23 protein-coding genes are annotated in these 26,433 nt (G+C 71.1%); 8 read left to right on the plus strand and 15 right to left on the minus strand.

Features of this window, described 5'->3' with window-relative positions; translation table 11 throughout:
- Positions 1-26 precede the first annotated feature (26 nt).
- Positions 27-1,028, minus strand: a complete 1,002-nt coding sequence (locus AB0H62_RS46710; RefSeq protein ID WP_220237739.1) for a Gfo/Idh/MocA family oxidoreductase — start codon at positions 1,026-1,028, stop codon at positions 27-29.
- A 50-nt stretch (positions 1,029-1,078) separates the two neighbouring features.
- Positions 1,079-2,077, minus strand: a complete 999-nt coding sequence (locus AB0H62_RS46715) for a LacI family DNA-binding transcriptional regulator (RefSeq protein ID WP_360592603.1) — start codon at positions 2,075-2,077, stop codon at positions 1,079-1,081.
- Positions 2,078-2,224: 147 nt separating this feature from the next.
- Between AB0H62_RS46715 and AB0H62_RS46720 the strand changes: the two genes are divergently transcribed.
- The 8 genes from AB0H62_RS46720 to iolD are packed head-to-tail and all read left to right on the plus strand — an operon-like array spanning position 2,225 to position 10,508.
- Positions 2,225-3,109: a sugar phosphate isomerase/epimerase gene (locus AB0H62_RS46720; protein WP_360592565.1), complete on the plus strand. Its 885-nt coding sequence runs from the start codon at positions 2,225-2,227 to the stop codon at positions 3,107-3,109.
- A gap of 37 nt (positions 3,110-3,146) precedes the next feature.
- The gene (locus AB0H62_RS46725) at positions 3,147-4,163 is read left to right on the plus strand and encodes a substrate-binding domain-containing protein (protein ID WP_360592566.1); all 1,017 of its coding nucleotides are present in this window, start codon (positions 3,147-3,149) and stop codon (positions 4,161-4,163) included.
- The gene (locus AB0H62_RS46730; protein WP_354863633.1) at positions 4,160-5,188 is read left to right on the plus strand and encodes an ABC transporter permease; all 1,029 of its coding nucleotides are present in this window, start codon (positions 4,160-4,162) and stop codon (positions 5,186-5,188) included. The genes AB0H62_RS46725 and AB0H62_RS46730 overlap by 4 nt, the downstream gene beginning before the upstream one ends.
- A complete protein-coding gene (locus AB0H62_RS46735) occupies positions 5,185-5,967 on the plus strand; it encodes an ATP-binding cassette domain-containing protein (RefSeq protein ID WP_360592568.1) in 783 nt (260 codons plus the stop codon). The genes AB0H62_RS46730 and AB0H62_RS46735 overlap by 4 nt, the downstream gene beginning before the upstream one ends.
- Positions 5,964-6,893: a 5-dehydro-2-deoxygluconokinase gene (gene iolC, locus AB0H62_RS46740; RefSeq protein WP_220237734.1), complete on the plus strand. Its 930-nt coding sequence runs from the start codon at positions 5,964-5,966 to the stop codon at positions 6,891-6,893. The genes AB0H62_RS46735 and iolC overlap by 4 nt, the downstream gene beginning before the upstream one ends.
- Positions 6,890-7,786 carry an aldolase gene (locus AB0H62_RS46745; protein WP_360592570.1) on the plus strand — a complete coding sequence of 299 codons (897 nt, stop codon included), beginning with the start codon at positions 6,890-6,892 and terminating at the stop codon, positions 7,784-7,786. Before iolC ends, AB0H62_RS46745 begins: the two co-directional genes overlap by 4 nt.
- Positions 7,783-8,673 (plus strand): 5-deoxy-glucuronate isomerase, encoded by an 891-nt coding sequence (iolB, locus tag AB0H62_RS46750; protein WP_360592572.1) that lies wholly within the window; start codon positions 7,783-7,785, stop codon positions 8,671-8,673. The genes AB0H62_RS46745 and iolB overlap by 4 nt, the downstream gene beginning before the upstream one ends.
- The gene (gene iolD, locus AB0H62_RS46755; protein ID WP_360592574.1) at positions 8,670-10,508 is read left to right on the plus strand and encodes a 3D-(3,5/4)-trihydroxycyclohexane-1,2-dione acylhydrolase (decyclizing); all 1,839 of its coding nucleotides are present in this window, start codon (positions 8,670-8,672) and stop codon (positions 10,506-10,508) included. Before iolB ends, iolD begins: the two co-directional genes overlap by 4 nt.
- On the opposite strand, the gene AB0H62_RS46760 is transcribed toward iolD, so the two are convergent.
- From AB0H62_RS46760 to AB0H62_RS46820, 13 genes are all read right to left on the minus strand, one after another.
- The gene (locus AB0H62_RS46760; protein WP_360592575.1) at positions 10,505-12,481 is read right to left on the minus strand and encodes an MFS transporter; all 1,977 of its coding nucleotides are present in this window, start codon (positions 12,479-12,481) and stop codon (positions 10,505-10,507) included. The genes iolD and AB0H62_RS46760 overlap by 4 nt on opposite strands.
- Positions 12,478-12,912: a MarR family transcriptional regulator gene (locus tag AB0H62_RS46765; protein WP_360592577.1), complete on the minus strand. Its 435-nt coding sequence runs from the start codon at positions 12,910-12,912 to the stop codon at positions 12,478-12,480. Before AB0H62_RS46765 ends, AB0H62_RS46760 begins: the two co-directional genes overlap by 4 nt.
- 46 nt (positions 12,913-12,958) lie before the next feature.
- On the minus strand, positions 12,959-13,780 hold the full coding sequence (locus AB0H62_RS46770; RefSeq protein ID WP_360592579.1) for an alpha/beta fold hydrolase: 822 nt from the start codon (positions 13,778-13,780) through the stop codon (positions 12,959-12,961).
- 60 nt (positions 13,781-13,840) lie between these two features.
- Positions 13,841-14,899 carry an NAD(P)-binding domain-containing protein gene (locus AB0H62_RS46775; RefSeq protein ID WP_360592581.1) on the minus strand — a complete coding sequence of 353 codons (1,059 nt, stop codon included), beginning with the start codon at positions 14,897-14,899 and terminating at the stop codon, positions 13,841-13,843.
- A 44-nt stretch (positions 14,900-14,943) separates the two neighbouring features.
- Entirely contained in the window at positions 14,944-16,239 is a 1,296-nt protein-coding gene (locus AB0H62_RS46780) for a GGDEF domain-containing protein (protein WP_255637637.1), read from the minus strand.
- Between the two features lie 269 nt (positions 16,240-16,508).
- Positions 16,509-17,291, minus strand: coding sequence for an SRPBCC family protein (locus AB0H62_RS46785; protein WP_360592583.1), 783 nt, complete (start codon positions 17,289-17,291; stop codon positions 16,509-16,511).
- 97 nt (positions 17,292-17,388) lie between these two features.
- Positions 17,389-18,243, minus strand: a complete 855-nt coding sequence (locus AB0H62_RS46790; RefSeq protein ID WP_220237728.1) for a xanthine dehydrogenase family protein subunit M — start codon at positions 18,241-18,243, stop codon at positions 17,389-17,391.
- Entirely contained in the window at positions 18,240-20,678 is a 2,439-nt protein-coding gene (locus AB0H62_RS46795; protein ID WP_220237727.1) for a molybdopterin cofactor-binding domain-containing protein, read from the minus strand. Before AB0H62_RS46795 ends, AB0H62_RS46790 begins: the two co-directional genes overlap by 4 nt.
- Positions 20,678-21,193 (minus strand): (2Fe-2S)-binding protein, encoded by a 516-nt coding sequence (locus AB0H62_RS46800; protein WP_220237726.1) that lies wholly within the window; start codon positions 21,191-21,193, stop codon positions 20,678-20,680. The genes AB0H62_RS46795 and AB0H62_RS46800 overlap by 1 nt, the downstream gene beginning before the upstream one ends.
- Positions 21,194-21,668: 475 nt before the next feature.
- Positions 21,669-22,781 (minus strand): XdhC/CoxI family protein, encoded by a 1,113-nt coding sequence (locus tag AB0H62_RS46805; RefSeq protein WP_220237725.1) that lies wholly within the window; start codon positions 22,779-22,781, stop codon positions 21,669-21,671.
- On the minus strand, positions 22,774-23,889 hold the full coding sequence (locus tag AB0H62_RS46810; RefSeq protein WP_220237724.1) for a VWA domain-containing protein: 1,116 nt from the start codon (positions 23,887-23,889) through the stop codon (positions 22,774-22,776). Before AB0H62_RS46810 ends, AB0H62_RS46805 begins: the two co-directional genes overlap by 8 nt.
- A gap of 863 nt (positions 23,890-24,752) precedes the next feature.
- Positions 24,753-25,673 (minus strand): MoxR family ATPase, encoded by a 921-nt coding sequence (locus AB0H62_RS46815; RefSeq protein ID WP_220237723.1) that lies wholly within the window; start codon positions 25,671-25,673, stop codon positions 24,753-24,755.
- Positions 25,670-26,269 carry a nucleotidyltransferase family protein gene (locus tag AB0H62_RS46820; RefSeq protein ID WP_360592586.1) on the minus strand — a complete coding sequence of 200 codons (600 nt, stop codon included), beginning with the start codon at positions 26,267-26,269 and terminating at the stop codon, positions 25,670-25,672. Before AB0H62_RS46820 ends, AB0H62_RS46815 begins: the two co-directional genes overlap by 4 nt.
- Positions 26,270-26,433: the final 164 nt, after the last annotated feature.

Genomic DNA, 26,433 nt, shown 5'->3' on the forward strand with positions numbered 1-26,433 from the left:
TCGCCGAAAACCCTCGCCGTCGCAGCCTAGCGACGGACGTCGGCCACGGACACCGGTCGGCGCTCGTGGCGGGAAAGCTCACACGCCTCGGCGATGTAGAACGCCTCCAACGCATCCGCCGCCGTCGCCGGGCTGGGGAGGTGGCGGGCGGCGACGGAGAGGAACGTCTTCAGCTCGGCCGCGTACGCGGGGCGGAACCGTTCCATGAAGCCCGGGTACGCGGGGCCGGGCAGCGGGGCGAAGCCGGGCTCGGCGGAGTGCAGCGGGGCGCGGTCGTCGAGGCCCACGATGGCGTTGCCGAGGGAGCCGAGGGCCTCGAAGCGGACGTCGTAACCCGCGCCGTTGTAGCGGGTGAGCGAAACCGTGGCGAGGGTGCCGTCGTCCAGCGTCAAGGTGGCGGCCGCGGTGTCGACGTCGCCCGCGGCGGCGAAGAACTGGTCGCCGCGGTTGGCGCCCAGGGCGTAGACCTCGGTGACCTCGCGGCCGGTGACCCAGCGGACGACGTCGAAGTCGTGCACGCCGCAGTCGCGGAAGAGGCCGCCGGAGTGGGGGACGTACTCCGCGGGCGGGGGTTCCGGGTCGAGGGTGGTGGCACGGATCGTGTGCAGCCAGCCGAGCTCGCCGCTCGCGACGGCGGCGCGCGCGGCCCGGTAACCGGCGTCGAATCGGCGCTGGAAGCCGATCTGCACCGGCACGTCGGAGCCGACGATGCGGTCGATCACCGCGAGCGTGCCCGCGATGTCCGCGGCCACCGGCTTCTCGCAGAACACCGGCAGGCCGGCGTCGACGGCCTTGACGATGAGTTCCGGGTGCGCGTCCGTCGCCGCGGTGACGACGAGGGCGTCGAGACCGGCCGCGAACAACGCGTCGATCCCGTCGGCGACCTCGACGCCCAACTTCGCGGCCGCCGAGCGCGCACGGACCGGGTCGACGTCGGCGACGACCACCGAGGAGACCTCGGCGAAGCTCTTCAGAGTTTCGGCGTGGGCGGTGCCGATCCGGCCGGTGCCCGCAAGTCCCAACCTCATCGTGGCGGTCCTCCTCGTTGTCGTACGGGAAACGTCGTGCGGCGAAACGCTCAACGGCGCCCGGTGGTCGAGCGGACCACCAGGGAGGGGTGCAACAGGTGCCGGACCGGCGTCGTGCGCTCGCCGCGCACGCGCTCCAGCAGGGTTTCGAAGGCCAGCCGGCCCATCTCGGTGCGCGGCTGGTCCACAGTGGTCAGTGAGACGTGCCGCAGCGAAGCCAGCGACGTGTTGTCGTAGCCGACCACGGACACGTCACCAGGCACGCGCAACCCGTTGTCCTCCAACGCGGAGATCGCGCCCACGGCGTTGAAGTCGTTGCCCGCCACCAACCCGGTGGGCAGGTCGGCCCCGTCGTACGTGCTCAGCAGTTCCAGCACGGCCTTCTCCCCCGCCGTGTCGGTGTGCTCGCTGCGCACCACGATCGGTTCGAGCCCGTGCCCCGTCATCGCCCGCCGGAACCCCCGCCGACGCGCGGCGGCACCGGCCGCTCCCCCACCGTCGAGGTGCGCGATCCGGCGGTGCCCCAGGCCCACGAGGTGCTCGACGGCCAGCGCCGACCCCGCCTCACCGTCGTCGTTCACCGTGTCCACCCCGGCCGCGCGCGAAGTCCGCGACACGAGCACCACCGGACATTGGCGGGCCGCGGCCTCGATCGCCGACGCGGGCACCACCGGCGACAGCAGGATCAACCCCGCCGGCCGAAAGGACAACAGGCTGCGCAACGCGGCGCTCTCCCGCGAAGGCACGCGCCCACCGGTGTTGAGGATGAGGTCGAACCCGGCCGCCTGCGCCGCCGCGTCGAGACCCTCGACCACGTCGGCGAAAAACGCGTTGCGCAGATCGTTCACCATCACGCCGAGCACGGTCGACGTGCGGCTGGCGAGCGAGCGCGCCATCACGTGCGGCGAGTAGCCCAGCTCGTCGGCCGCCTTCAGCACAGCTTCGCGCCGCAGCGCCGAAACATTGGGCGCACCCCGCATCACGAGGGACACGAGCGCGCGCGAAACCCCCGCCCGCGCGGCGACGTCCTCCATGGTGGGCTTCACGATTCACTTGCCTCTCCGCCGGAACCGGCCGGAAACCGGCCCTTGACTCGGGTGTGGCCGACGCTACAAGCTTGGAGCGCTCTAATCAATAGAGCGCTCCAACGCGCACTGAACGGGCCAACGCCAGTCACCGCACGGAAGTGGGCAGCCATGACCGCGAACATCCGCATCGCCGCCGCACCGATCTCCTGGGGGGTGTGCGAAGTGCCGGGCTGGGGCCGCGTCCTCGACGCGCCGACCGTGCTCGGGGAGATGGCGGAGCTCGGCATCACCGCCACCGAGCTCGGACCGCCCGGGTACCTGCCGCGCGACCCGGCCGAGCTGAAAAAGCTCCTCGGCGGCCACGGCCTCAACCTCATCGGCGGTTTCCTCGCCGTGGTGCTGCACGAAAACCCCGAAGCCGCGCTGGCCGAAGCCGAGGACTCCGCCGCGCTCTTCGCCGCGTGCGGGGCCGAGGTGCTCGTGCTCGCCGCCGCGACCGGGCTCGACGGCTACGACGAACGGCCCGCCCTCACCGACGCCGAATGGACCACCCTGATCACCACCGCCGGCCGGATCCGCGACGTCGCGGCCGGCCATGGCCTCAAGACCGTGCTGCACCCCCACGTCGGCACCCACGCCGAGACGCGAGCCGAGGTCGAACGGTTCCTCGCCGACTCCGACGTGGCGCTGTGCCTCGACACCGGTCACCTGCTGATCGGCGGCACCGATCCCGTCGAGCTGGCGCGGCGGTACCCGGACCGGATCGGGCACCTGCACCTCAAGGATGTGCGCGGTGAGCTGGCCGAAGCCGTCCGCAAGGGCACCGTCGGGTACACCGAGGCCGTGGGCAATGGTCTGTACGTCCCGCTCGGTGAGGGTGACGTGGACATCGAAGCCATGGTTCGCTTCGTGCACGAAGCGGGCTACGACGGCTGGTACGTGCTGGAGCAGGACACGGCGCTCGACGAGCGCAGCCCCGTGGACCTGCCGAAGCGGGACGTGGCGACGAGTCTGGCCTGCCTCGGGGCGATCGTCGGCCGCCTGGCCGGCTGAGAAGACAACGAGGAAAACGCAGCGAGGAGAGACGACGATGTCCCATCGCTTGAGGCGCGGGGTGCCGAAACCGCGCTCGAGGGCCGCCCGGGTCGTGGCGGGGCTGCTGGCCACCGGCCTGCTGCTGTCGGCGTGCACCGGGCCCGCGGCCGAGCCGAAGGCCACGGCCCCCGCCGCGGCACCGGTCGAGTCCGGGCCGCTCAAGGTCGCCGTGATCACCCACGGCACCGCGGGCGACGCGTTCTGGAACGTGGTCAAGAACGGCGCCGAGCAGGCGGGCAAGGATCTGGGTGTGCAGGTCGAGTACGCCTCCGACGGTGACCCGGGAGCGCAGGCCAAGCTGATCGACAACGCCGTCGCCCAGCAGATCGGAGGCCTGGTCGTCTCGATGGCCAACCCCGAAGCCCTGCAACCCTCGATCGAGGCGGCGGTGCGGGCCGGCATCCCGGTCATCACCATCAACTCCGGTGAGGACAAGAGCGCGGCTTACGGCGCGCTCACCCACGTGGGCCAGAACGAGTCCATCGCGGGCCAGGAAGCCGGCAAGAAGTTCAAGGACCTCGGCAAGAAGAAGCTGCTCTGCGTGATCCACGAAGCCGGCAACATCGGCCAGGCGCAACGGTGTGACGGCGCGAAGACCGGCTTCGGCGGCGACGTGCAGACGCTGCAGGTGGACATCTCCAACCCTACCGACGCCGAGTCGCGCATCCGCGGTGCCGTGCAGACCGACCCGTCGATCGACGCCGTGCTGACCCTGAACTCGCAAGTCGCCGCGCGGGCCGTGAGCGCGATCAAGTCGGTGGGATCGAAGGCGCAGGTCGGCACGTTCGACCTCAACTCCGACGTGGTGGCCGCCATCAAGTCGGGCGACGTGCTCTTCGCCGTCGACCAGCAGCAGTACGAGCAGGGCTACCTGCCGGTCATGTTCCTCAAGCTCTACCGCGACAACGCGAACATCGTCGGCGGCGGCAAGCCGGTGCTCACCGGCCCCGACCTGGTCGACAAATCCACTGTGGACAAGGTCGGCCAGTACGTGCAAAGGGGCACCCGATGACGACCCTCGACGAACGGCTCGTGAAACCGACGCTCATGGACCGGCTGGTGGTCCGGCCGGAGATCGGCGCGCTGCTCGGCGCAGCAGTCGTCTTTCTGTTCTTCAGCCTCGTCACCGAGAAGTTCTTCAGCGCCAGCGGCGCCGCCACCTGGCTCGACGACGCGGCGACGCTCGGCATCATGGCCGTGGCCGTCTCCCTGCTGATGATCGGCGGTGAGTTCGACCTGTCGGCGGGCGTGATGACGGCGTCGACCTCGCTGGTCACCGCGATCCTCGCGACCGAGGCGGGCTGGAACGTGTGGCTCGCGCTGCTGGCCTCGCTGGTGTTCGCGCTGGTCGTCGGTGCGTTCAACGGCTGGCTCGTGATGAAAACGGGCCTGCCGAGCTTCATCGTCACCCTCGGCACGTTCCTGGCGCTGCAGGGCCTCAACCTCGGCGTGACGCGGCTGGTCACCGGCACTGTGCAGGTCTCGGGCATGCGCTCGACCGACGGCTACGCCTCGGCCGGGTTCGTGTTCGCCTCCACGGTGGACATCGGGGGCACGCCGTTCCAGATCTCCATCGTGTGGTGGATCGGGGTGACGGCGGTGGCCGCGTGGCTGCTTTCGCGCACGCGGTTCGGCAACTGGATCTTCGCCGTCGGCGGCTCGGCGGCCAGCTCGCGCGCGGTCGGCGTACCGGTGGTGCGCACGAAGATCCTGCTGTTCATGGGTACGGCGCTCGCGGCGTGGCTCGTCGGCTCGATCAACATCCTGCGGTTCGCCAGCGTGCAGGCCAACCAGGGCATCGGGCTGGAGTTCCAGTACATCATCGCCGCGGTGATCGGCGGTTGCCTGCTCACCGGCGGGTACGGCTCGGCCGTGGGCGCGGCGATCGGCGCCCTGATCTTCGGCATGGCGCGCCAGGGCATCGTGTTCGCCGGGTGGGACAGCGACTGGTTCATGCTGTTCCTCGGGATCATGCTGCTGGCCGCGGTCCTGGTCAACAACGCCTTCCGGCGACGCGCGGAAAGGGTCCGGCGATGAACGCTCCCCTGATCGAAGTCAAGGACGTCGGCAAGATGTACGGCAGCGTCGTGGCGCTGCGCGATGTGTCCACAGTGGTCAACGCGGGCGAGGTCACCTGCGTGCTCGGCGACAACGGCGCCGGCAAGTCCACGCTCATCAAGATCCTCGCCGGCGTGCACCAGCACGACCGCGGCGAGTTCCTGGTCGAGGGCGATCCCGTGCGGTTCACCTCGCCGCGCGAGGCGCTGGACCTCGGCATCGCCACGGTGTACCAGGACCTCGCCGTGGTACCGCTGATGAGCGTCTGGCGCAACTTCTTCCTCGGCTCCGAGCCGACGACCGGGTTCGGGCCGTTCCGGATGCTCGACCGGAAGAAGGGCCGCGAGACCACCAAACAGGCGCTGGCCGACATGGGCATCGACCTGCGTGACGTCGAGCAACCCGTGGGCACACTGTCGGGCGGTGAACGCCAGTGCGTCGCCATCGCGCGGGCCGTGCACTTCGGCGCGAAGGTGCTGATCCTCGACGAGCCCACCGCGGCCCTGGGCGTGAAGCAGGCCGGCGTGGTGCTCAAGTACGTGGCGCAGGCGCGCGACCGCGGCCTCGGCGTCGTGCTGATCACGCACAACCCGCACCACGCCTACCCGGTGGCCGACCGGTTCCTGCTGCTCAAGCGGGGTGCCGCGCTCGGCTCGTACGAGAAGCCCGAGATCGGCATCGCGGAGCTCACGCGGCAGATGGCGGGCGGTGCCGAGCTGGAGGCCCTGGAACACGAGCTGCGCGCGGTGGAGACGTGAGTCTCGAGGCGCTGACCGTCGGCCGGGTCGGGGTGGACCTCTACCCCGAGCAGAGCGGCGTGCCGCTGGCCGAGGTCGCCACGTTCGCCAAGTCGCTCGGCGGCACCGCGACCAACGTCGCGGTCGCCGCCGCGCGGCTCGGCCGGCGCACCGCCGTGCTCACGAAGGTGGGGCCCGACGGGTTCGGCGACTACGTGCGCCAGGCGCTCACGCGCTTCGGCGTCTCACCGGACCATGTCGGCACCTCGCCGGATCTGCAGACGCCGGTGGTGTTCTGCGAGCTGAACCCGCCGGCCGACCCACCGCTGCTGTTCTACCGCTCCCCCATCGCGCCCGATCTCACGCTGACCGACGCCGACGTGCCGTGGGACGTCGTCCGCGAGGTCCCGCTGCTGTGGGTCACGGGCACGGGCGTCTCCACGGACCCGGCGCGCAAGACGCAGCGCAAGATCCTCGAGGCGCGCGGCCGGCGGCAGCACACCGTGGTCGACCTCGACTACCGGCCGATGTTCTGGCCGGACGTCGAGACCGCGCGCGAGGAGATCGGCTGGATGCTCGACCACGTGACGGTGGCCGTCGGCAACCGCGCGGAAGTCGAGGTGGCCGTGGGCACGGCGGACCCGGAGGAGGCCGCGGACCGGATGCTCACCCGTGGCGTGCGGCTCGCGGTGATCAAGAAGGGCGCGGAAGGCGTGCTCGTCGCGACCCCCGAAGGCCGGGCGACGGTGAAACCGCAGCGTGTCGAGGTGGTGTGCGGCCTCGGCGCGGGCGACGGCTTCGGCGGTGCCCTCGTGCACGGGCTGCTGTCGGGCTGGGAGCCGGTGCGCCTCGCGGAGTACGCCAACGCGGCCGGCGCGCTGGTCGCGGCGCGGCTCGCGTGCGCCGACGCGATGCCGACCGCCGCGGAGATCGAGGAGCTGCTGTGACGCCGTTGCTGACCGACGAACGCTGGAGCGAGCTGCTGCGCGTGCGGGCCACCGACCCGGGCGCGGTGCGGCGGGCGTACGCGGCCCGGCGGCGGCGCGAGAACCTGTTGTCGGACAAGGGAACCCTGTTCCTCGTCGCCGCCGACCACCCGGCCCGCGGCGCACTCGGCGTGGGCAGCGACCCGCTCGCCATGGCCGACCGCCGGTCGCTGCTCGAACGGCTGCTGGTGGCGCTGGCCAACCCGGCCGTCGACGGGCTGCTCGCCACCCCCGACGTCGTCGAGGAGCTGCTGCTGCTCGACGCGCTGCACGACAAGGTCGTGATCGGCTCGATGAACCGCGGTGGCCTGGCCGGCGCCGACTGGGAGATCGACGACCGCTTCACCGGCTACCACGCCGCGTCGCTCGTCGACTCCCGGCTCGACGGCGGCAAGATGCTGCTGCGGCTCGTCGACGACGACCCCGGCACGGTCCCGACCCTGCAAGCCTGCGCCGACGCCGTCACAGAGCTCGCTTCCTACGGCCTCGTCGCCATGGTCGAGCCCCTGCCCTACGCCCGTGCCGAAGGCCGGCTGGTGCTGCAGAAGGACGCCGCGGCGCTGGCCCGGGCCGTCACGGTGGCCTCGGGCATCGGCGTGACGTCGGCGCACACCTGGCTCAAGCTGCCGTCGACCGACGACACCGCCGTGCTCGGCGCCACGACGCTGCCGGTGGTGATCCTGGGCGGGGTGCCCTCCGGTGACCCCGCCGCCGACCTCGCGTCGTGGGGCCGCACGCTGCGGCACGACGTGGTGCGCGGCCTCGTCGTGGGCCGTACCCTGCTCTACCCGCCCGACGGCGACGTCGGGTCCGCCGTGGCAGCTGCCGCGAAGATCCTGGAGGCCGCGAAGTGAGCGCACTGCACCGTCCACACGGGACACTGACCGACGACTCCGACCCGATTCTGCTGACGCCCGAAGGAGCCGGCTGGTCGCACACCGGCCTGCGGGTCCTCAAGGTCGGCCGCCGGCTGCCCCGGATGATCGAGACCGGCGAGTTCGAGGCGTTCGTGCTGCCGCTGTCCGGCTCGCTCACCGTGCGCGTCGACGACGAAGAGTTCGAGCTCGAAGGCCGCGATTCGGTGTTCTCGCGTGTCACTGACTTCGTCTACGTGCCGCGCGACGCCGAGGTCGAGCTGACCTCGCCCACCGGCGCCGAGGTCGCGCTGCCGATGGCCCGCTGCGAGCGCCGGCTGGACCCGAGGTACGGCGCGGCCGAGGACGTGCCCGTGGAGGTCCGCGGCTCGGGCCAGGCGACGCGGCAGGTCACCAACTTCGGTGTGCCCGGCGTGTGGGACCACGCGGACAAGCTCAACGCGTGCGAACTCATCACGCCCGACGGCAACTGGTCCTCCTACCCGCCGCACAAGCACGACGAGGCGAGCGAGTGCGAGGTCGTGAACGAGGAGATCTACTACTTCCGCATCGCCGGGCGCGATGGGATCACGCCTTCCCGTGAGGGCTTCGGCCTGCACCGCACCTACACGGCCGACGGTTCGCTCGACGAAGACGTGGCGGTGCGCGACGGCGACGTTTTCGTGATCCCGCGTGGCTACCACGGCCCGTGCGTCGCGGCGCCGGGTTACCCGATGTACTACTTGAACGTGCTGGCCGGGCCCGCCGAAGAGCGTTCGATGGCGTTCTGCGACGACCCCGCGCACGGCTGGGTCCGCGACACCTGGGCCACGCAGCAGCAGGACCCTCGGTGTCCCGTCACCGATTACGAAGGACGGGTTCGATGAGGCTGACGACGGCGCAGGCGTTGGTGCGCTGGCTGCTCGCGCAGCGGTCCGAGACGCTCGACGGCCGCGAGGTGCCGCTGTTCCCCGGTGTCTTCGCGATCTTCGGCCACGGCAACGTCCTCGGCTTCGGCACCGCCCTCGAAGAGCACCGCGACGAGATCCCCGTCTGGCGCGGGCACACCGAGCAGGGCATGGCGCTCGCGGCCGTCGGCTACGCGAAGGCGACGCAACGGCGCCAGGTCGGCGTGGTCACCTCGTCGATCGGTCCTGGCGCGCTCAACATGGTGACGGCCGCGGGGGTCGCGCACGCCAACCGGCTGCCGGTGCTGCTGCTGCCGGGCGACACGTTCGTCAGCCGCGCGCCCGACCCGGTGCTGCAGCAGATCGAGCCGTTCCACGACGGGACGGCGACGGTGAACGACGCCTTCCGCGCCGTGAGCCGCTACTTCGACCGGATCACGCGCCCGGAGCAGCTGCTCGCGACGCTGCCGCAGGTCGCGCGCGTGCTCACCGACCCGGCCGACTGCGGGCCGGTGACGCTGGCGCTGCCGCAGGACGTGCAGGCCGAGACGTTCGACTTCCCGCCAACGCTCTTCGAGCCCGTGACGCACCGGCTGCCGCGCCCGCGCCCGGACCGGCGTGCGGTGACCGAGGCGGCCGGGGTGCTGCGCGCGGCCCGGCGCCCGCTGCTGGTGCTGGGTGGCGGCGTGCGCTACTCGGGTGCGGGTAAGCGCGCGCTGGAGTTCGCCGAGCGGCACGGGATTCCGGTCACGGAGACCACGGCGGGGCGGACGCTGGTGCCGCACACGCATCCGCTGCACGCGGGGCCGCTGGGTGTCACCGGGTCGTCTTCGGCGAACGCCGTGGCCGCGACCGCCGACGTGGTGTTCGCCGTCGGCACCCGGCTGCAGGACTTCACCACCGCGTCGTGGACCGTGTTCTCGCCGGACATGCGGCTGGTCACGCTCAACGCGGCCGCGTTCGACGCGGTGAAGCACGGCGCGCTGGCCGTCGTGGGCGACGCCTACGCCGGGCTCGACGATCTGGCCGCACAGCTGGAAAGCTGGCGCGTCGATCCACAGTGGACTTCCCAGGCCGCCGAGGAGCGCGTCAAGTGGGACGCGCACATCGGCTCCCTGCGTTCTGCTGCCTCGGAGATCCCCAGCTACGCGCAGGTCGTCGGTGTGGTCAACGACCTGTCCGAGCCGCGCGACTACGTGATGACCGCCTCAGGCGGGCTGCCGGGTGAGCTGATCGGCGGATGGCGCGGGTCCGGCGAGGTGAGCATGGACGTGGAGTACGGCTTCTCGTGCATGGGGTACGAGCTATCCGGCGCGTGGGGCGCCGCGATGGCCCACGACAGCGGCCTCGTGACGACCCTGCTGGGCGACGGCTCGTACCTGATGCTCAACTCCGACCTGTTCTCCGCCGCCTTCGCGGGCCACCCGCTCGTCGCGGTGGTCTGCGACAACGGCGGGTACGCCGTGATCGCGCGCCTGCAACAGGGCCAGGGTGGCAAGCCGTTCAACAACTTCTACGCCGACTGCCGCACCTCCCACGCCGAGCCGCCCCGCGTGGATTTCGCGCGCCACGCGGAATCCCTGGGCTGCGTGGTGTTCTCGGCTTCGTCGGTCGACGACCTCCGGGACGCGTACGCCAAGGCGCGCACGGCCGCCGTCGCCGAGAGCCGGCCCGCGGTGGTCGTGGTGCGCACGCTGCCCGCAGCGTGGACGGAAGCCGGCGCGTGGTGGGAGGTCGGCGTGCCCGAGCACCTCGCGGGCCGCCCGGACTTCGACGCCGCGAAGCCCGGGCAGGTCCGCTACCTGAGCCGCTAGGCCCAGAGCTTCGCCAGCGCGTCGACGTCGAGCACGGTGGCGAACTTCGGGAAGATCGTGCCGGTGAGGAACTCGTGGGTGCCGGGCTCCGGGTCGGCGCTGGCGTCGTCGAGCACGAGGATCCGGTAGTCGCGGTCCATCGCCTCGCGCACGGTGCTGAGCACCACGCCGCTGGTGCTGATGCCGGCCAGCACGAGGGTGTCGACGTCGCGCTCGCGCAGCTGGGTGTCGAGGTCGGTGGTGGTGAACGCGCCGACGCGGATCTTGCGCACCGAGACGTCCTGCGGCTGCGGGCTGAGCCGCTCGTCGATCTGGGTGGCCGCGGCGTCGGCGTGCATCACCGCGCGGCTTTCGGGCGCCACCATGCGGGCGAACACGCTGGTGGACGGGATGGCGTCGAACTCGGCGTCGTCGAAGCCGACGCGGACCCAGCCGACGTGCCCGCCGTGGGCGCGGACGTCGGAGATCGCGGTGCCGACGCGATCGAGGAGCGCCTGGTCGTCGGCGACGCGGCTCACGATGCCGGCCTGGTAGTCCATGACGAGCAGGGCAGTGCGGGCCGGGTCGAGCTGTTCGGTCATTTCCGGGTGCCTTTCGGAGGGGGTGGATCGCGCCAGCGTCCGGTCGAGGACGTTGACGAGCAGGAAGACGACGCTCGCGATCACGAGGAACCACGCCAGGTGATGGAGGCCGCCGGTGTCGGCTCGTTGGCCGTAGAAGCCGCCTTGGGCGGCGGAGGAGACGATGGCGCCGAGGTAGCCGAAGGTGCGCAGCAGACCCGCGGACGCGCCCACGTCGTCGGGGTTCGCCTGCCCGTACACCGCGTTCTGGAGCGCGAGGCTGTTGAGCCCTTGCGGGATGCCGAAGATCAGCACGATCCCGACAATCGTCCACAACGGACTGGACGGCACCATGGTCAGCAGCAGCGCACATGCGACGAGCTGCGCGACCGCGGCGACGAACAGCTTGCCGCGCAAGCCTTGCCGGCGTCCGGTGATCGCCGAGACGACGATGCCGGCGGCGAACATCGGCAGTGTGACCAGTCCCGTGGTGCTCGCCGACAGGCCACGGCCGTCCTCGAGCCACTGGGTGAAGCCGTAGAGGAAGCTGTAGGACACGATGTACGCGAGCAGGGCGCGGCCGTACGTGAGCAACAGCGGGACGTTTCCGCCGAGCACTCGCAGGTCGATGAAGGGGCGGGGGTGGCGCAACTCGTGCACCGTGAAGGCCGCCGCGGCGAGCACGGTGATCACGAGCAGGTACCACGAGCCGACGTGCGGGTTCATGAGGAACAGCAGCAGTGCGACCAGCGTCGTCGCGAACAAGGCCATGCCGGGGAAGTCGAGGTTCAGCTTGCCCGGGGCGCGTTCGTCGCGCGGGAAGCGCAGCCACCCGAGCACGAACGCCACGACCGCGATGGGGATGTTGACCGCCAGCGTGGTGCGCCAGCCGCCGAGGCCGATCAGCAGCCCGCCCAGGGGTGGGCCGATCACAGCGATGGTCTGCGTGGCGATCGCCAGGATGGTGAGCACGCCGGCGGGGCTGTCCTCGCCCGTGCGGCGGCCCTCGTCGCGGATCAGCCGCATCGCCGCTGGGTAACCGGCGCAGGTGCCGAAGCCGAGGATCACGCGGGCGACGATCAGCACCGCCAGGTTCGGCGCCAGCGCGCCGATCACGCCCGCGACCCCGACCAGCGCCGCCGCGGGGAGGAACAGCCGGCGCGGACCGTAGATGTCGATCAGGCGCCCGACCACGGGCTGGCCGACCGCCGTCGCGAGGTACAGCGCGGAGATCAGCCACGCCGTCTGCGAGGGCGGCGCGCCGAACGCGGCGCCGATCGGCACCAGCGCGACCGAGACGATCGTGGAGTTGATCGGGTTCAGGATCGCGCCGGAGACGAGTGGTGCGATGAGCTTGCGGTTGAACCCGTCGCCCGCGCCGAACCGCTCGCGTGGCTTCACGGGCGCGCTCATTCTTCGACCACGCGCTCCAGCAAGGTCAGTGCCTGGTCCAGGACCTGGCGCTCGGCCTCGGTGAAGCGCTGCTCGAACGCGTTGGCCAGCCACTCTTCCCGGCTGGCGCGGGCCCCCTGGGCGACGGCGCGCCCCTCGTCGGTCAGGAAGAGCAGCTGGCGTCGCGCGTCTTCGGAATCGGCCTCGCGCCGGATCAGGCCCTGCTCGTGCAGCGCCGCGACCGTCTTGGCCATCGACTGCGGCCGGACCCGCTCCGCACCCGCCAGCTGACTGGCCGACGACGGTTCGGAAATCGCCAGCCGCGCCAACGCCGACGCCTGCGGCGCACTCAGTCCACGCACGGACGACGCGTCCTGCATCCGCCGCCGCAACCGGCCGACGAGGATCCGCAGCCGCTGGGCCACAACGTCGGGAGAGCTCTGTTCGTTCACGATAGACAGCCTATACTGATCAGCCTTGGCTGTCTATTTTCTTGATCTACGCCACGTGCTCGTCAAGCCAGGGACGCAGGATCGGGAGCACAACCTTGGCCTGCATGGCGCTCATGTGGTCGAGACCCTCGAGGAGCTCGACCGTCCAGCCGTCCTCTTCGAGGGCCGCGCGGTTCGCGACGAGAGGACCCGCGATGTCGACCGTGACGCCACCCCAGCGTTCGCCGTATTCGATGCGGTCTTCGGTGCCCGCGAAGCACAGGCGGGGACACGTCAGGTGGACGGCGTGGTCGTCGAAGCCTTGCAGGGCCTCGTAAAGCGTGACGAACTGGCCGGTCTGCGCCGTGGACATCGTGAAGTCGACGGAGTCCCAATCGCCCGGTGTCGCGTCGCCGCCTTCCGTGCGGGGCATCGCGTGCGTCGCCCGGGTGACGGCGAGCATCGCGTCGCACGGGCCGCCGAGGGGCGGGTAGCCGCCCATCACCAGGGCCGTGAGACGGTCGGTACGCAGGGCGAGCTGGAGACCGGCGAGAGCCAGCCAGGAGTAGCCGTAGTAGGCGAAGCTTTCGGCGTTCACGGCTGACGCGATCGCCAGCAGGTCGGCCGAGATTTCGTCCGGCGTAAGGGTTTCCGGGCGGGGATGGGTGAGGGTGTGGCCCTCGTAGTCGAAGGCGATCACGCGGAAGCCCGCGAGACCGTCGATGAGCGAGCGGCCCAGCGCGGGGTCGCCGCCCCACTGGCGCACGGACTCGGCCTGCTCGCCTTCCATCGGGCGCGGGTTCACAGGCAGCAGCAACGCGGGTCCGTCGCCGTGCACCTCGACGTCGATCGTCGTTCCGCCGGGCAGCGTGACCATGCCGGCCCCCATCTCTTTACGTTGTAAGCGATTGGAGCCGACGATACTTTACGTCGTATGGAGTTGTCGAGTTCAGAGGCCGAGGTACCGGCGGATCTCCTGCACGGCGGCGCGCCCGGCGCGGTTGGCGCCGACGGTGCTGGCCGAGGGCCCGTAGCCCACGAGGTGCAGGCGCGGTTCGGCGACCACGCGCGTGCCGTCCATGCGGATGCCGCCGCCGGGAGCGCGCAGGTGCAGGGGCGCGAGGTGGTCGATCGAGGCGCGGAAGCCGGTGGCCCAGAGGATCAGGTCCGCGGGTTCGAAGGTGCCGTCGGCCCAGACGACGCCTTCGGGCACGAGGTGGTCGAACATCGGCTTGCGGTCGAGGTACCCGGCGGCCTCCGCGGCCCGCACCTCGGGCGTCACGGCGAGGTCGGTGACGCTCACGACGCTTTGCGGTGGCAGCCCTTCCGCCACCCGCCGCTCCACCTTCGCGACGGCTTGGCGACCCCAGTCCTCGTTGAAGTCCTGGTCGTGCCAAATCGGCGGCCGGCGGGTGACCCAGGTGGTCGACCTCGCGACGGGCCCGATCTCCATCAGCAGCTGCACGGCCGAAGTACCGCCGCCGACCACGACCACGCGGCGGCCGCGGAACTCCTCGGCGCCGGCGTAGTCGGCGGTGTGCAGCTGGCGGCCGGCGAACGTCTCCTGCCCCGGGTAGTGCGGCCAGAACGGGCGGTCCCACGTGCCCGTCGCACTCACCACGGCGCGCGCGGCCCACGTCTCGGCGGGGGTCTCGACCAGCAGGCGGTCGCCGGTTTTGCGCACGGCCGTGACGTCGACCGGGCGGTGCACGGGGAGGTCAAAGGTCTTCTCGAAGCGGCCGAAGTACTCGGACACGACCTCGCTGGCGGGCTTGGTCGTGTCGGGCGTGCCGAAGGCCATGCCGGGCAGGTCGTGGATGCCGTGGACCTTGCCGACGACCAGTGAAGGCCAGCGGTACTGCCACGCGCCGCCGGGCCGTTTGCCGTGGTCGAGGACCACGAAGCCGCTCTCGTTGGCGAGTCCCGCGCGGCGCAGGTGGTACGCCGCCGACAGCCCCGCCTGCCCCGCCCCGATCACCACGACGTCGGTCTCGTGATCCGCACTCATACAACGTTCAACAACTTGGCAAAGCGCGTATTTCGAGCGGTGACTCACACGGCGACGCGGTTGCGCCCCGCGTCCTTGGCTCGGTAGAGGGCGGCGTCGGCCGAGCGCAGCACCTGGTCGAGCGTGTCGCCCGCGTCGGGGTACCCGGCGACGCCGACGGACACCGACAAGCCGCTGACCTGCGCCGTCCCGCCGACCACCACACCCAGCTCCCCCACCGCGACGCGCACGCGCTCGGCGATGGCGAGCACGGGCGTGCCGCCGGTGGCCGGCAGCAGCACCACGAACTCCTCGCCCCCGAACCGCCCGACCGTGTCGCTCTGGCGCACGGCGTCCTCGATCGCCACAGCGACGGCGGCGAGGACCTCGTCGCCGGTGAGGTGGCCGTAGGTGTCGTTGATGCGCTTGAAATGGTCGAGGTCGATCATCAGGACGGCGAACTCACTGCCCGGCCCTCGCCTTCGGGCCCGGGTGAACTCGCGCGTGGCGAGGTCGTGCCACCCGGCAGTGTTGAGCAGGCCGGTCTTCTCGTCCGTGACGGCGGCGACCTGCAGTTGCTGTTTCAGAAGCAGGTAGCGGTGCAGCAGAAGCAGCGGCGCCACCACGAAGACGACGAGCACCGGTTGCGCCACGAGGGCAAGCGAGGCGAGGCCGCCGAGGCATAGCGTGGCGATCTCGAACGCGTTGTCCTCCCACGTGCCGAGGAGGTCCGCGGCCTGGCGGCTGCCCGTGTAGAGGTAGATCCCGGCGGCGACCAGCGCCATGTTGACCACCTCGAACACGGCCGCCGCCGCGACGAGGGCGAGCATGCCGTGCCACGTGTTGAGGGTCGCGTCGTTGAGGTGGTCGATGGTGAGCACGGAGGACGCCGCGAAGCAGCTGAGCATCGCCCACGCCGTGCTGGCGAGGAACCGGTGCGCGGGCCGCGTACGCACGCTGCGCCAGACCCTCAGCCACAGGTGCAGGTAGAGGACGAGCGCCAGCAACGCCACCCACGCGGGCGGCAACAGGAAGGCGCCCGCGAGGTACCAGACGGAGGTGACGTTGATGTGCGTCTGGCCGCTCATCCACCGCCGCAACCGCTCGATCCTGCGCGACATCTCGGCCTGCGCGATACCCAGCACGACGAGCGTCGCGAACCACCCGACCTGGACTGTGCCCCCGAAGTCGGTCGCGAACCCGACCACCACGGCCGTCACGGCGGCGAGCTCACAAACCACGGCGTACGCGATCCACCTCCGCCGCGCCACCACCCACATCCCCCACCGCGACGGCAGGCCGTCCCACTCCCGCCACGCCGCCAGCGCACCCCGCACGCCCCGGGGACCCGCTCCCAGCATCGTGACGCCCCTTCGGCCGACGAGGTGGCCCAGGGTAGCCGGTCAACCCTCCGCCGTCGCCGGACCGGGGGAATTCCCGGAGGTCCTCTGCCCTGCGGACATGGTGAGAGTAGAGCGGGTGGGCAATTCCGGGGTCGGGTCAGGCCGTGGCCGGCTGAGCTCGGCTCGGCTCGGCTCGGCTCGCGAGTGCTTATGCCTGGCTACACCTTCCTGCTTCTCGCTACTCGGCCGTGCCGAGTCCAGTTGAGCAGCCGAGCTAGGCCTGGCGGTCAGCGGCGGCGCAGCGCCCGGATGATCATGAAGACCACGAACAGCACCGCGGCGCCCGCGGCGACCGGGATGAGGCGTTTGGCCACGGACTGGCCCGCGTAGTCCAGGAGGTCGATGGGTTCGGTTTCGCCGGTCGAGCCGCCGGACGAGACGCTGCGGAGCTGGGGCTTCGAGGCCGGTGAGCCGGCTTCGGCGGTGTCGGCGGCGGATTGTTCGGCGAGGTCGCCCTTCGCGGCCGCTTCGGCGGCCGGGGCAGCCGCGGCCGCCTGCTCGGTCGAAACCGAGCCCGAGCCGGCCGACACCGCGGCTGAACCAGGAGCACCAGCACTCGCTCCGGAGTCCGTTCGCAGTGAGTCGGCCAGGTTGCCGGCGAAGGTGTCCAGCAGTTTGCCGCCCACCTCCGAGATCAGGCCGCGCCCGAACTGTGCCGGGCGGCCCGTGATCGCGATGTCGCTGGCCACCGCGCCGTGGGTGCCGCCGTCGACGGAGCTCAGGGTCACCGTCACGGTGGCCGCCGCGGTGCCGCCGCCGCGGGAGTCCTTGCCGGAGGCCTTGATGACGACCTTCCTGGCCGCTTCGTCCTTTTCGAGGAACTCGCCGGAGCCCTTGTACAGCAACGAGATCGGGCCCAGCTTGACCTTCACCGTGCCTGTGAAGGAGTCGCCTTCCACCTTCGTGAGCGCTGCCCCCGGCATGCACGGGGCGACGCGCTCGGGGTCGATGACGGCCTGCCAGACCTCCTCGAGGGGTGCTGGGACGGTGAATTCGTGGTCGAGCCGCACGGGCCGACCTCCTCTCCTTCATCAAAGCCGGTCTCGGCCGAAGCCGATGAGGCCCACCTTACGACCGTCGGCGGTCGAAAGGTGGGCCTCATGGACATCAGGCTCCGACAGCAGCCGTCAGGGCACGGCCCGTGAGCACCCGCGCGAGGTGCTGCCGGTACTCGACGTCGGAGTTGCCGTCCGCTGCCGGGTTCGTGCCGTCGGCGGCGTGCGCGGCGGCCGCGCGGATCACGTCGGCGTTCGCCGAAGCGCCCACCAACGCTTGCTCCACGGCGACGGCCCGCACAGGCGTCGAGCCCATGTTCGTGAGCGCCACGCGGGCCTCCTCGATCACACCGCCCTCGGTGCGGACGGTGGCCGCGACGGCGACCATCGACCACGCCTGCGCCACCCGGTTGAACTTCTCGTAGTGCGCGCGCCAACCCGTGTGCTTGGGCAGCCGCACCTCGACGAGCAGCTCGTCGGGCGCCAGCGCGGTGGTGAAGAAGTCCTGGAAGAACTCCGCCGCGCCGAGCGTGCGCCGCCCGTTGGGCCCGGCGATCACCAGCGAGGCGTCGAGCGCGAGCACCGGAGCCAGCAGGTCGCCCGCCGGGTCGGCGTGCGCGATGGAGCCGCCGAACGTGCCCCGGTGGCGCACCTGCGGGTCGGCCACGGTGTCGGTCGCCGCCTTGATCAGGGCAGCGTGCTCGGCGACCAAAGCGTCGCGCTGCACGTCGTAGTGCGTGGTCATCGCGCCGATCACGAGGGCTTCGCCGTCCTCGCGCACACCGCGCAGCTCGGCGATCTTGCCGAGGTCCACGATCGTGCTCGGCGCGGCGAGGCGCATCCGCAGCACCGGCAGCAGGCTCTGCCCGCCCGCCAGCACCTTGGCGTCCTCGCCCGCCGCCGCGAGCGCCTGCACGGCTTCGTCGACACTGGACGGAGCCACGTACTCGAACGGGGCCGGGATCACTGGGCACCTCCGGAGGTGTCGATCGAACCGAGGCCGCCACCGGCCTCCGAGCCGGCTCCCCCGGCGTCCGTGGTTCCGTGCTGGACGGCGTGCCACACGCGCATCGGCGTCAGCGGCATCTCGATGTCGTTCACGCCGAAGTGGCGCACGGCGTCGATCACCGCGTTGACCACCGCCGGCGTCGAGGCGATCGTGCCCGCCTCGCCGACGCCCTTGGCGCCCAACGGGTTCGTGGTCGACGGCGTTTCGGTCCGCGCCGTCGTGAACGAGGGCAGGTCGGCCGCCGACGGCAGCAGGTAGTCGGCGAACGTGCCTGTGGTGAGCGTGCCGCTCTCGTCGTGCACGGCCTCCTCGAACAGCGCCTGCGCAATGCCCTGCGCGAGCCCGCCGTGCACCTGGCCTTCGACGATCAGCGGGTTCACCGCCACACCGACGTCGTCCACGCACACGTACGAGCGCAGCTTGATGCTGCCCGTCTCCGTGTCCACTTCGGCCGCGCACAGGTGCGTGCCGTGCGGGAACGAGAAGTTCTCCGGGTCGAACGTGGCGTCGGAGTCGAGTGACGGCTCGATCCCATCCGGCAGGTCGTGCGCGGCGAACACAGCGAGCGCGACGTCCTGCAGCGTCGTCGACGAGTCCGTGCCCTTCACGGTGAACTTGCCACCCGCGAACTCGAGGTCGTCCTCGGCGCACTCGAGCATGTGCGCGGCGATCGGCTTGGCCTTCGCGATCACCTTCTCGGCGGCCTTGATGACGGCGACGCCGCCGACCACCAGCGAACGCGAGCCGTAGGTGTCCATGCCCTTGTGCGAGGACTGCGTGTCGCCGTGCAGGATCTCGACATCCTCGAACGGGACGCCCAGCTGGTCGGCCACGATCTGGCTCCAGGCCGTCTCGTGCCCCTGGCCGTGCGCGGAGGCGCCGCTGGTGACCTCGACCTTGCCGGTCGGCAGCATGCGCATCGACGCGTACTCCCAGCCACCGGCCCCGTAGTCCAGCGAGCCGAGCACCCGCGAAGGCGCGAGGCCGCACATCTCCGTGAACGTGGAGATGCCGATGCCGAGCTGCACCGGGTCGTTCGATTCACGTCGCTGCGCCTGCTCGCGCCGCAGGCCGTCGTAGTCGAAGAGCTCCTTGGCCTTCGCGGTGGCCGCCTCGTAGTTGCCCGAGTCGTAGGTCAGCCCGGCCACCGTGGTGAACGGGAACTCCTCGTGCTTGATCCAGTTCTTCTCGCGCAGCTCCATCGGGTCCATGCCGAGCTCGTCGGCGAGCTCGTCCATGATCCGCTCGACCCCGAACGTCGCCTCCGGCCGCCCGGCACCACGGTAGGCGTCGGTGATCGTCGTGGTGGTGAACACGTTCGTGCAGGCGAAGTGGTACGCCGGGAACTTGTAGATGGCGTTGAACATGAACGCGCCGAGGATCGGCACCCCGGGACCGACGAGTCCGTTGTAGGCGCCCATGTCGGCAAGCAGTTCGACCTTGAGCCCCGTGACAGTGCCGTCGGCGTTGGCGGAGATCGTGATGTCCTGGATCTGGTCGCGGCCGTGATGTGCGGTGACCATCGTCTCGGACCGGGACTCGTTCCACTTCACCGGCTTGCCGAGTTTCTGCGCGATCAGCACGGTCATCATCTCTTCCGGCAGCACACCGATCTTGCCGCCGAAACCGCCGCCGACGTCGGGGGCGATCACACGCAATTTGTGCTCCGGGATGCCCAGCGTCAGCGCCGTCATCACCCGCAGAATGTGCGGGATCTGCGTAGCCGACCACATCGTGAGCTGCGCGCCCGTCGGGTCGACCACACACGCGCGCGGCTCCATGAACGCCGGTACCAGCCGCTGCTGGCGGAAGCGGCGCTTGACCACGATCTCCGACGACGAGATGGCGTCCTCGACGCTGCCGCCGGTACCCGCTTCACCCGAGTCGAAGACCCAGAACGCGTTCTTGTTGGTGCCGAGGTCCTCGTGCACGAGCGGCGCGCCCTCGGCGAGCGCGGCCTCCATGTCGAGGACCACGGGCAGCTCGTCGTACTCGACGTCGATCGCTTCGAGCGCGTCGTGAGCTTCGGCCGCGGAGCGCGCGACCACCACCGCGATGCCTTCACCGGCGAAGTTGACCTGGCCGTCCGCCAGGACCGGCCGGCGCGGCGCCTTCATGTCCGGCGTGATCGGCCACGCGCACGGCATGCCGATCGAGCCGTCCGGGTCCAGGTCCTTCGCGGTGTAGACCGCGACGACACCGGGTGAGTCCTTGGCCGCCGAAACGTCCAGGGACACGATCTTCGCGTGCGCCATCGGGCTGCGCAGCACGGCGAGGTGCAGCATGCCCGGCAGCACGATGTTGTCGGTCCAGCGCGTGCGGCCGGTGATCAGCCGCTCGTCTTCCTTGCGGAGACGGGATTTTCCGACTTCCGGCTCAATGGTCGCGGTCATCACTCACCACCCACGCCGACGTGCTTGATCTGCTCGGCCTCGGGTCCGGCGCCCGGGCTCATGTGGTGCGCGGCGTCGCGCACTGCGCGCACGATGTTCTGGTACCCGGTGCAGCGGCAGAGATTTCCTTCGAGGCCTTCGCGCACGGCCTTCTCGTCGGGGTCGGGGTTGTCGGCCAGCAGGTCGATCGACGCCATGATCATGCCGGGCGTGCAGAACCCGCACTGCAGGGCGTGGTTGTCGCGGAACGCCTTCTGCACGGGGTGGAGCTGCCCGTCGCGGGCGAGCCCTTCGACGGTGGTGACCTCGCTGCCGTCGGCCTGGACGGCGAGCACGGAGCAGGACTTCACGCTATGACCGTCGAGGTGGACGGTGCACGCGCCGCAGTTGCTCGTGTCGCAGCCGACGACCGTGCCCACCTTCCCGACGCGTTCCCGCAGGTAATGGACAAGAAGTGTGCGGGGCTCCACCTCATCGGTGTACTTCGTGCCGTCGACGGTGACGGTGATGCGCATCAAAGGCCTCCAAGAGCAAATGCCCGCCTGACCCGGGTGGGGCCGGCGGGCCGGTTCGGGAACGGCCAAGGTCGATCGTGATCGGCCTCACAGGCGAGCCTGCTACTCCTCTCGCGCGCGGACAAGTCCTGATGTCGTACATCCGGGCCGTGCTCCCGCATCTGCACGCTTATGCGCAGGGCCATTCCGCAAATGCGGACCTCCGTTAGAGTGATTTTTCCACCCGGCGGCAAAACTCACCCAAGTCTCAGATGGACGGTCGCGACATGGTCGACTTCTGCCTGGGCAAGGGGATTTCCGGTCATTCGCCCACTGCGCGTCGAGTCGCTTGAGAATTGCTCGTGATTCACCGCAAATTCGGGTCCACAGTGGATTTTTTACTGCAGATGCGGATTTTACAGGCTATTGTCTCCGCAGGTGCGGGCTCATGAGAAAGTCCCGCACACCGTGGCGTGCGGGACTTTCTGAAAAACGCTCAGTTGTGGATCCGGCCGGACAGAGCGGCCAATCGTCGTCCGGTTCCGCTCCAGCGCAGCGAAATGATCTCCGCCGCGATCGACACGGCGGTCTCCTCGGGCGTGCGTGCACCCAGGTCCAGGCCGATCGGCGACGAGAGCCGCTCCAGCTCCGGCTCGGTGATGCCGGCTTCGCGCAGCCGGGAGAACCGGTCGTCGTGGGTCTTGCGCGAGCCCATGGCGCCGACGTAGCCGACGTCGAGCCGCAGCGCGATCTCCAGCAGCGGCACGTCGAACTTCGGGTCGTGCGTGAGCACGGCGATCGCGGTGCGGCTGTCGATGCGGCCTGCCTCGGCCTCGGCGGCGAGGTAGCGGTGGGGCCAGTCGACCACGACCTCGTGCGCGTCGGGGAAGCGGCTGCTGGTGGCGAACACGGGCCGCGCGTCGCACACCGTGACCTGGTAGCCGAGGTAGGCGCCCATGCGCGCCATGGCGGCGGCGAAGTCGATGGCGCCGAACACGAGCAGCCGCGGCGGCGGTTCGAACGAGTTCACGAACACCGCCATGCCCTCGCCGCGACGCTGGCCGTCCGGCCCGTAGCGCAGGGTGCCGGTGCGGCCGCTGGCCAGCAGGCCGCGCGCGTCGTCGGCCACTGCGTCGTCCATGCGCGAAGAGCCGAGCGAACCCTCGACGCGGTCCGGCCACACGATCATGCGCTCGCCGACCAGGCCGGGCGTCTCGTGCTCGACGATCGTGACAATGGCCACGGGCTCGCCGCTGCGCACCGAGGCCACGACCTGGTCCAGCTCCGGCATCGACTCGCGGTCGAGGTGCTCCACGTAGATGTCGATGATCCCGCCGCAGGTCAGGCCCACGGCGAAGGCGTCGTCGTCGGTCACGCCGTAGCGCTGCAGCACGGGCTTGCGGTCGGTGACCACGTCCTGGGCCAGCTCGTACACGGCACCCTCGACGCACCCGCCGGACACGCTGCCGGCCACGGTGCCGTCCGGCGCCACCACCATCGACGCACCCGGTGACCGCGGCGCCGACGAGAACGTGGCCACCACCGTGCCCAGGCCCACCGTCTCGCCCGCCAGCCAGCGGCGGTACACGTCGTCCAGTACGTCACGCATCGGCAATCTCCCCGAGCAATCGTTCCAACGTCGCCAGGCTGTGCCCGGCCAGCAACCGGTCGATGTGGGGCAAGGCGGCCACGATGCCCGACTGGACCGGAGCGTACCCTTCCCGCCCCGCGTGCGGATTAACCCAGAATACGGCGTGCGCGAGCCGGCGCAGCCTGCCGAGCTGCTCGGACAGCAGCATCACGTCGCCGCGTTCCCAGCCGTCGGAGAACACGGTGACCACGGAGCGGCGCGCGATGCCGCGCTGACCCCAGCGGTCGAGGAACACCCGAAGCGTCTCGCCGAGGCGCGTGCCACCGGCGAAATCGGGCACCGCGTTGCCGGCGGCGAGCATGGCCTGCTCCGGGTCGCGCTGCCGCAGCTGGCGCGACACCCGCGTCATGCGCGTGCCGAGGGTGAAGACTTCGACGCTGGCCGGCGCGGACCTGGTGAGCACGTGGGCGAAGCGCAGTAACGCGTCGGCGTAGGGGCTCATCGAACCGGAGACGTCGATGAGCAGCACCGTTTTCCGCGGGCGAGTACCGCGGCGGCTGTGGATGAGGCGGATGGGTTCGCCGCCGTCGGCGAGCATGGCGCGCAGCGTGCGGGCGGGGTCCAGCCGGCCGCGGTGGGCGGGGCGGCGGCGCGCCGCCCGACGTTGCGGCGGAACCGGTTTGAGGGTGGCCAGGAGCTCGCGCAAGTGCTCGCGCTCGGCCTTGGTGAGCTCGGCGAGGTCGCGGTGGCGCAGCACTTCGTGGTCACTGGCGGCGACTTTGAGACTGTCGGGCTCTTCGTCGCTTTCGCCGCTGCCGCCGGTGTCGGAGGTCAGCGGCGCGATGCGGGCGCGCTTCTGCGCGGGGGCGGCCTGGGTGCCGCGGCGGGTCTCGTCGCCGTCGAACCAGCGGGCGAACGCTTCTTCGTAGCGCGGCAGGTCGTCGGGATCGGAGCACAGCGTGAGCCGGCCGGCCCAGTACAGCTGCGTGGGCTCCGCGATGTCCACCTCCGCGACGGCCGCCAGGTACGCCTGCACGCGGCGCGCATCGCACGCCACGCCCGCCTCGCGCAGGGCCGCCGCGAACCCGGCAAACCCGGCCAGCGGATCGGCGACCTCGGTGTCCATGCCCCCATTGTGCAACGGTTTCGCCCGCGGCGGGATTTCGCCTGCCACGCGCGGGCGCGCACGCCGCCCCTCCCCCGGGACGACGCGCGCGCTCGGCGGCTCCGCGCAGCGACCACCCAAGGTAGCGGGAGGGCGGGCGCGCGGAGGCTTGGGGAAAGATCGAGAGCTTCGGGTGCTGGTGGTTCTGGGGCGCGGTCTTGCGCTTCGGTGCCGCGGTCGGCGCGGGGCAGGGCCGGTTCGGTGCCGGAGTTCGGTGCCGGGGTTCAGTACCGGTCGGCTGCCAGGTCAGAGCACGGGGAAGACCGCGGCTGCGCGATCGATCTCAGTCATCCGCACGGTCTTCCTCCTCTCGGCTGCTTCTGTCGCGGTGATGGGAAAAGCATGACTCGCGGGTAGTGGTCCGGTCAACGCAATTAACCTGGGGTCCACAGTGGACGGATCGGGCAAGTGCTGCACCACGTTCCCGGAACGGCGGCCACAGAAAGCCGCTGCTCGCCTCGCGCGAACACCACTGCGCGGCGCCACTCAACGTGGCAGGCGGCCTCGGCGCTGTTCGAGCGCTGCGCCAGCGCAGTCGACGTTCGGGCGGGGCAGAACAACAACGCCGCCCTCGCGGAACAGCGCTAACCGCTTCGCGCGGGCATCACCACGCAACGCCACCCAACGCGGCAGGCGGCCCCGGCACTGTTCGAGCGCTGCGCCGAGGCAGTCGGCACGGGGTGCGGCAGGAAAATCGCCGGCCTTGCGCCGTGCGGGGGTCACCGCCGCCGCGCACCGCCTGGCGGGCGGCGTGTGGAGGTGACCGTGCGCGAGCCGGCATCGCCGCCGAGCACCCTGGCGAGCGGGCAGGCGGGCGTGCGGTGTCAGGAGAAGAGCGTGTCCAGTTTGGCGCGCACGCGGTCCATGTCCTCGCTGTACTTGAGGACCGCGCCGAGGGTGCGGGCCGCGGTGGCGGCGTCGAGCTCGTCGCGGTCGAGGGCGAGGAGGGCGCGGGCCCAGTCGAGGGATTCGGCGACGCCCGGGGGTTTGAGCAGGTCCATGGCGCGGAGGCGGTGGACGGCGTCGGCGACCTGGCGGGCGAGGGTTTCGCCGATGCCGGGGATGCGGCGACGCAGGATGGTGATCTCGCGGGCGAGGTCGGGGTGCTCGAGCCAGTGGTAGAGGCAGCGGCGCTTGAGGGCGTCGTGGACCTCGCGCGTGCGGTTGGAGGTGAGCACGACGAGCGGCGGCTGCTCGGCGCGGACCTCGCCGTACTCAGGGATCGTGACGGTGTAGTCGTCGAGCAGCTGCAGCAGGAACGCTTCGAACTCGTCGTCGGCGCGGTCGATCTCGTCGACGAGCAGCACGCACGGCGCGGTGGTCAGGGCCTGCAGCAGCGGGCGCGCGAGCAGGAACCGCTCGGTGTAGAGCGAGCGCTCGGCCGTCTCGGCGTCGAGGCGGCCCCCGTCGGAGGCTTCGAGGGCGCGCAGGTGCAGGAGCTGGCGGGGGAAGTCCCATTCGTACAGGGCCTGCGCGGCGTCGATGCCCTCGTGGCACTGCAAGCGCACGAGCGGCAGGTCGAGCGCGGCGGAGAGCGCCAGCGCCAGCGACGTCTTGCCCGTCCCGGGTTCGCCTTCGCAGAACAACGGGCGGCGCAGGCGCAGGGCGAGGAACCCGGCTGTCGCCAGTCCCTCGTCGGCGAGGTACCCGGTGGCGTCGAGCGCGGCGGTGAGCTCTTCGGGCGAGGCGAGGGACTCGGTCACGCTCCCGATCGTAGGGCTCCCAGCCGCGGTTGCGCCGGTCATCCCGCCGTCTTCGGGGTCCGCCCCAGGTCAGCGGGCCGGTCGACGTCCTGGCCGCTGCCCAGATCCCCGCACTCGACGAGCACGACGTCCTCCCGGCCCCGCAGCCAGTCCCGCGCCCCGCGGTCCCCCTGCGCCGACTCGGCAACCTCGCCCCACCACCGTCGCCCGAAAAGCACGGGATGTCCGGGTACGCCGTCGTAGGCGGCCCTGGCGACCGCCGTCGGCGAAGCTTTCGCGACCACGCGCGCCAACGCCGCGGCCGGCACCCACGGCAGGTCCACCAGGTGCACGAGCACCGCCACGGGCGCACTGTCGGCACCATCCGGGAACTGCCCGGCGAGCGCCGCCAGCCCCGCCTTCAGCGACGCACCCATGCCGCCTTCCCAGCCTTCGGCGTAGACCGCCTGGCTCGGGTCGGGCAGCAGCTTCATCACGTCCTCCGCCGCCGCCCCCACCGCCACCCGCACCGGGCCGCAGCCGGCCTCAGTCAACGTCCGCAACGCCCGCCGCACCAACGGCTCCCCGTCCAGCTCGACCAGCGCCTTCGGCCCACCGAACCGCCGCCCCGCCCCGGCAGCGAGCAGCAGCCCGGCCACGCGCGGAGCCGTACTGGTTCGTCGTTCGGCCGGCGCGGCCTCCGGGTCGCCGCTCGCAGCAATCGAGGCTGCCGGGGCACTTCCCGCAGAGTCGGCCTGCTTGTGGGCAGCGGCACTCGGCCGGCCGAGAGGAGAGTCGGTCGGTGCGGCATTGGGAGCGGTGG

The organism is Amycolatopsis sp. NPDC050768 (assembly GCF_040654155.1).
Taxonomy (GTDB): Bacteria; Actinomycetota; Actinomycetes; order Mycobacteriales; family Pseudonocardiaceae; genus Amycolatopsis.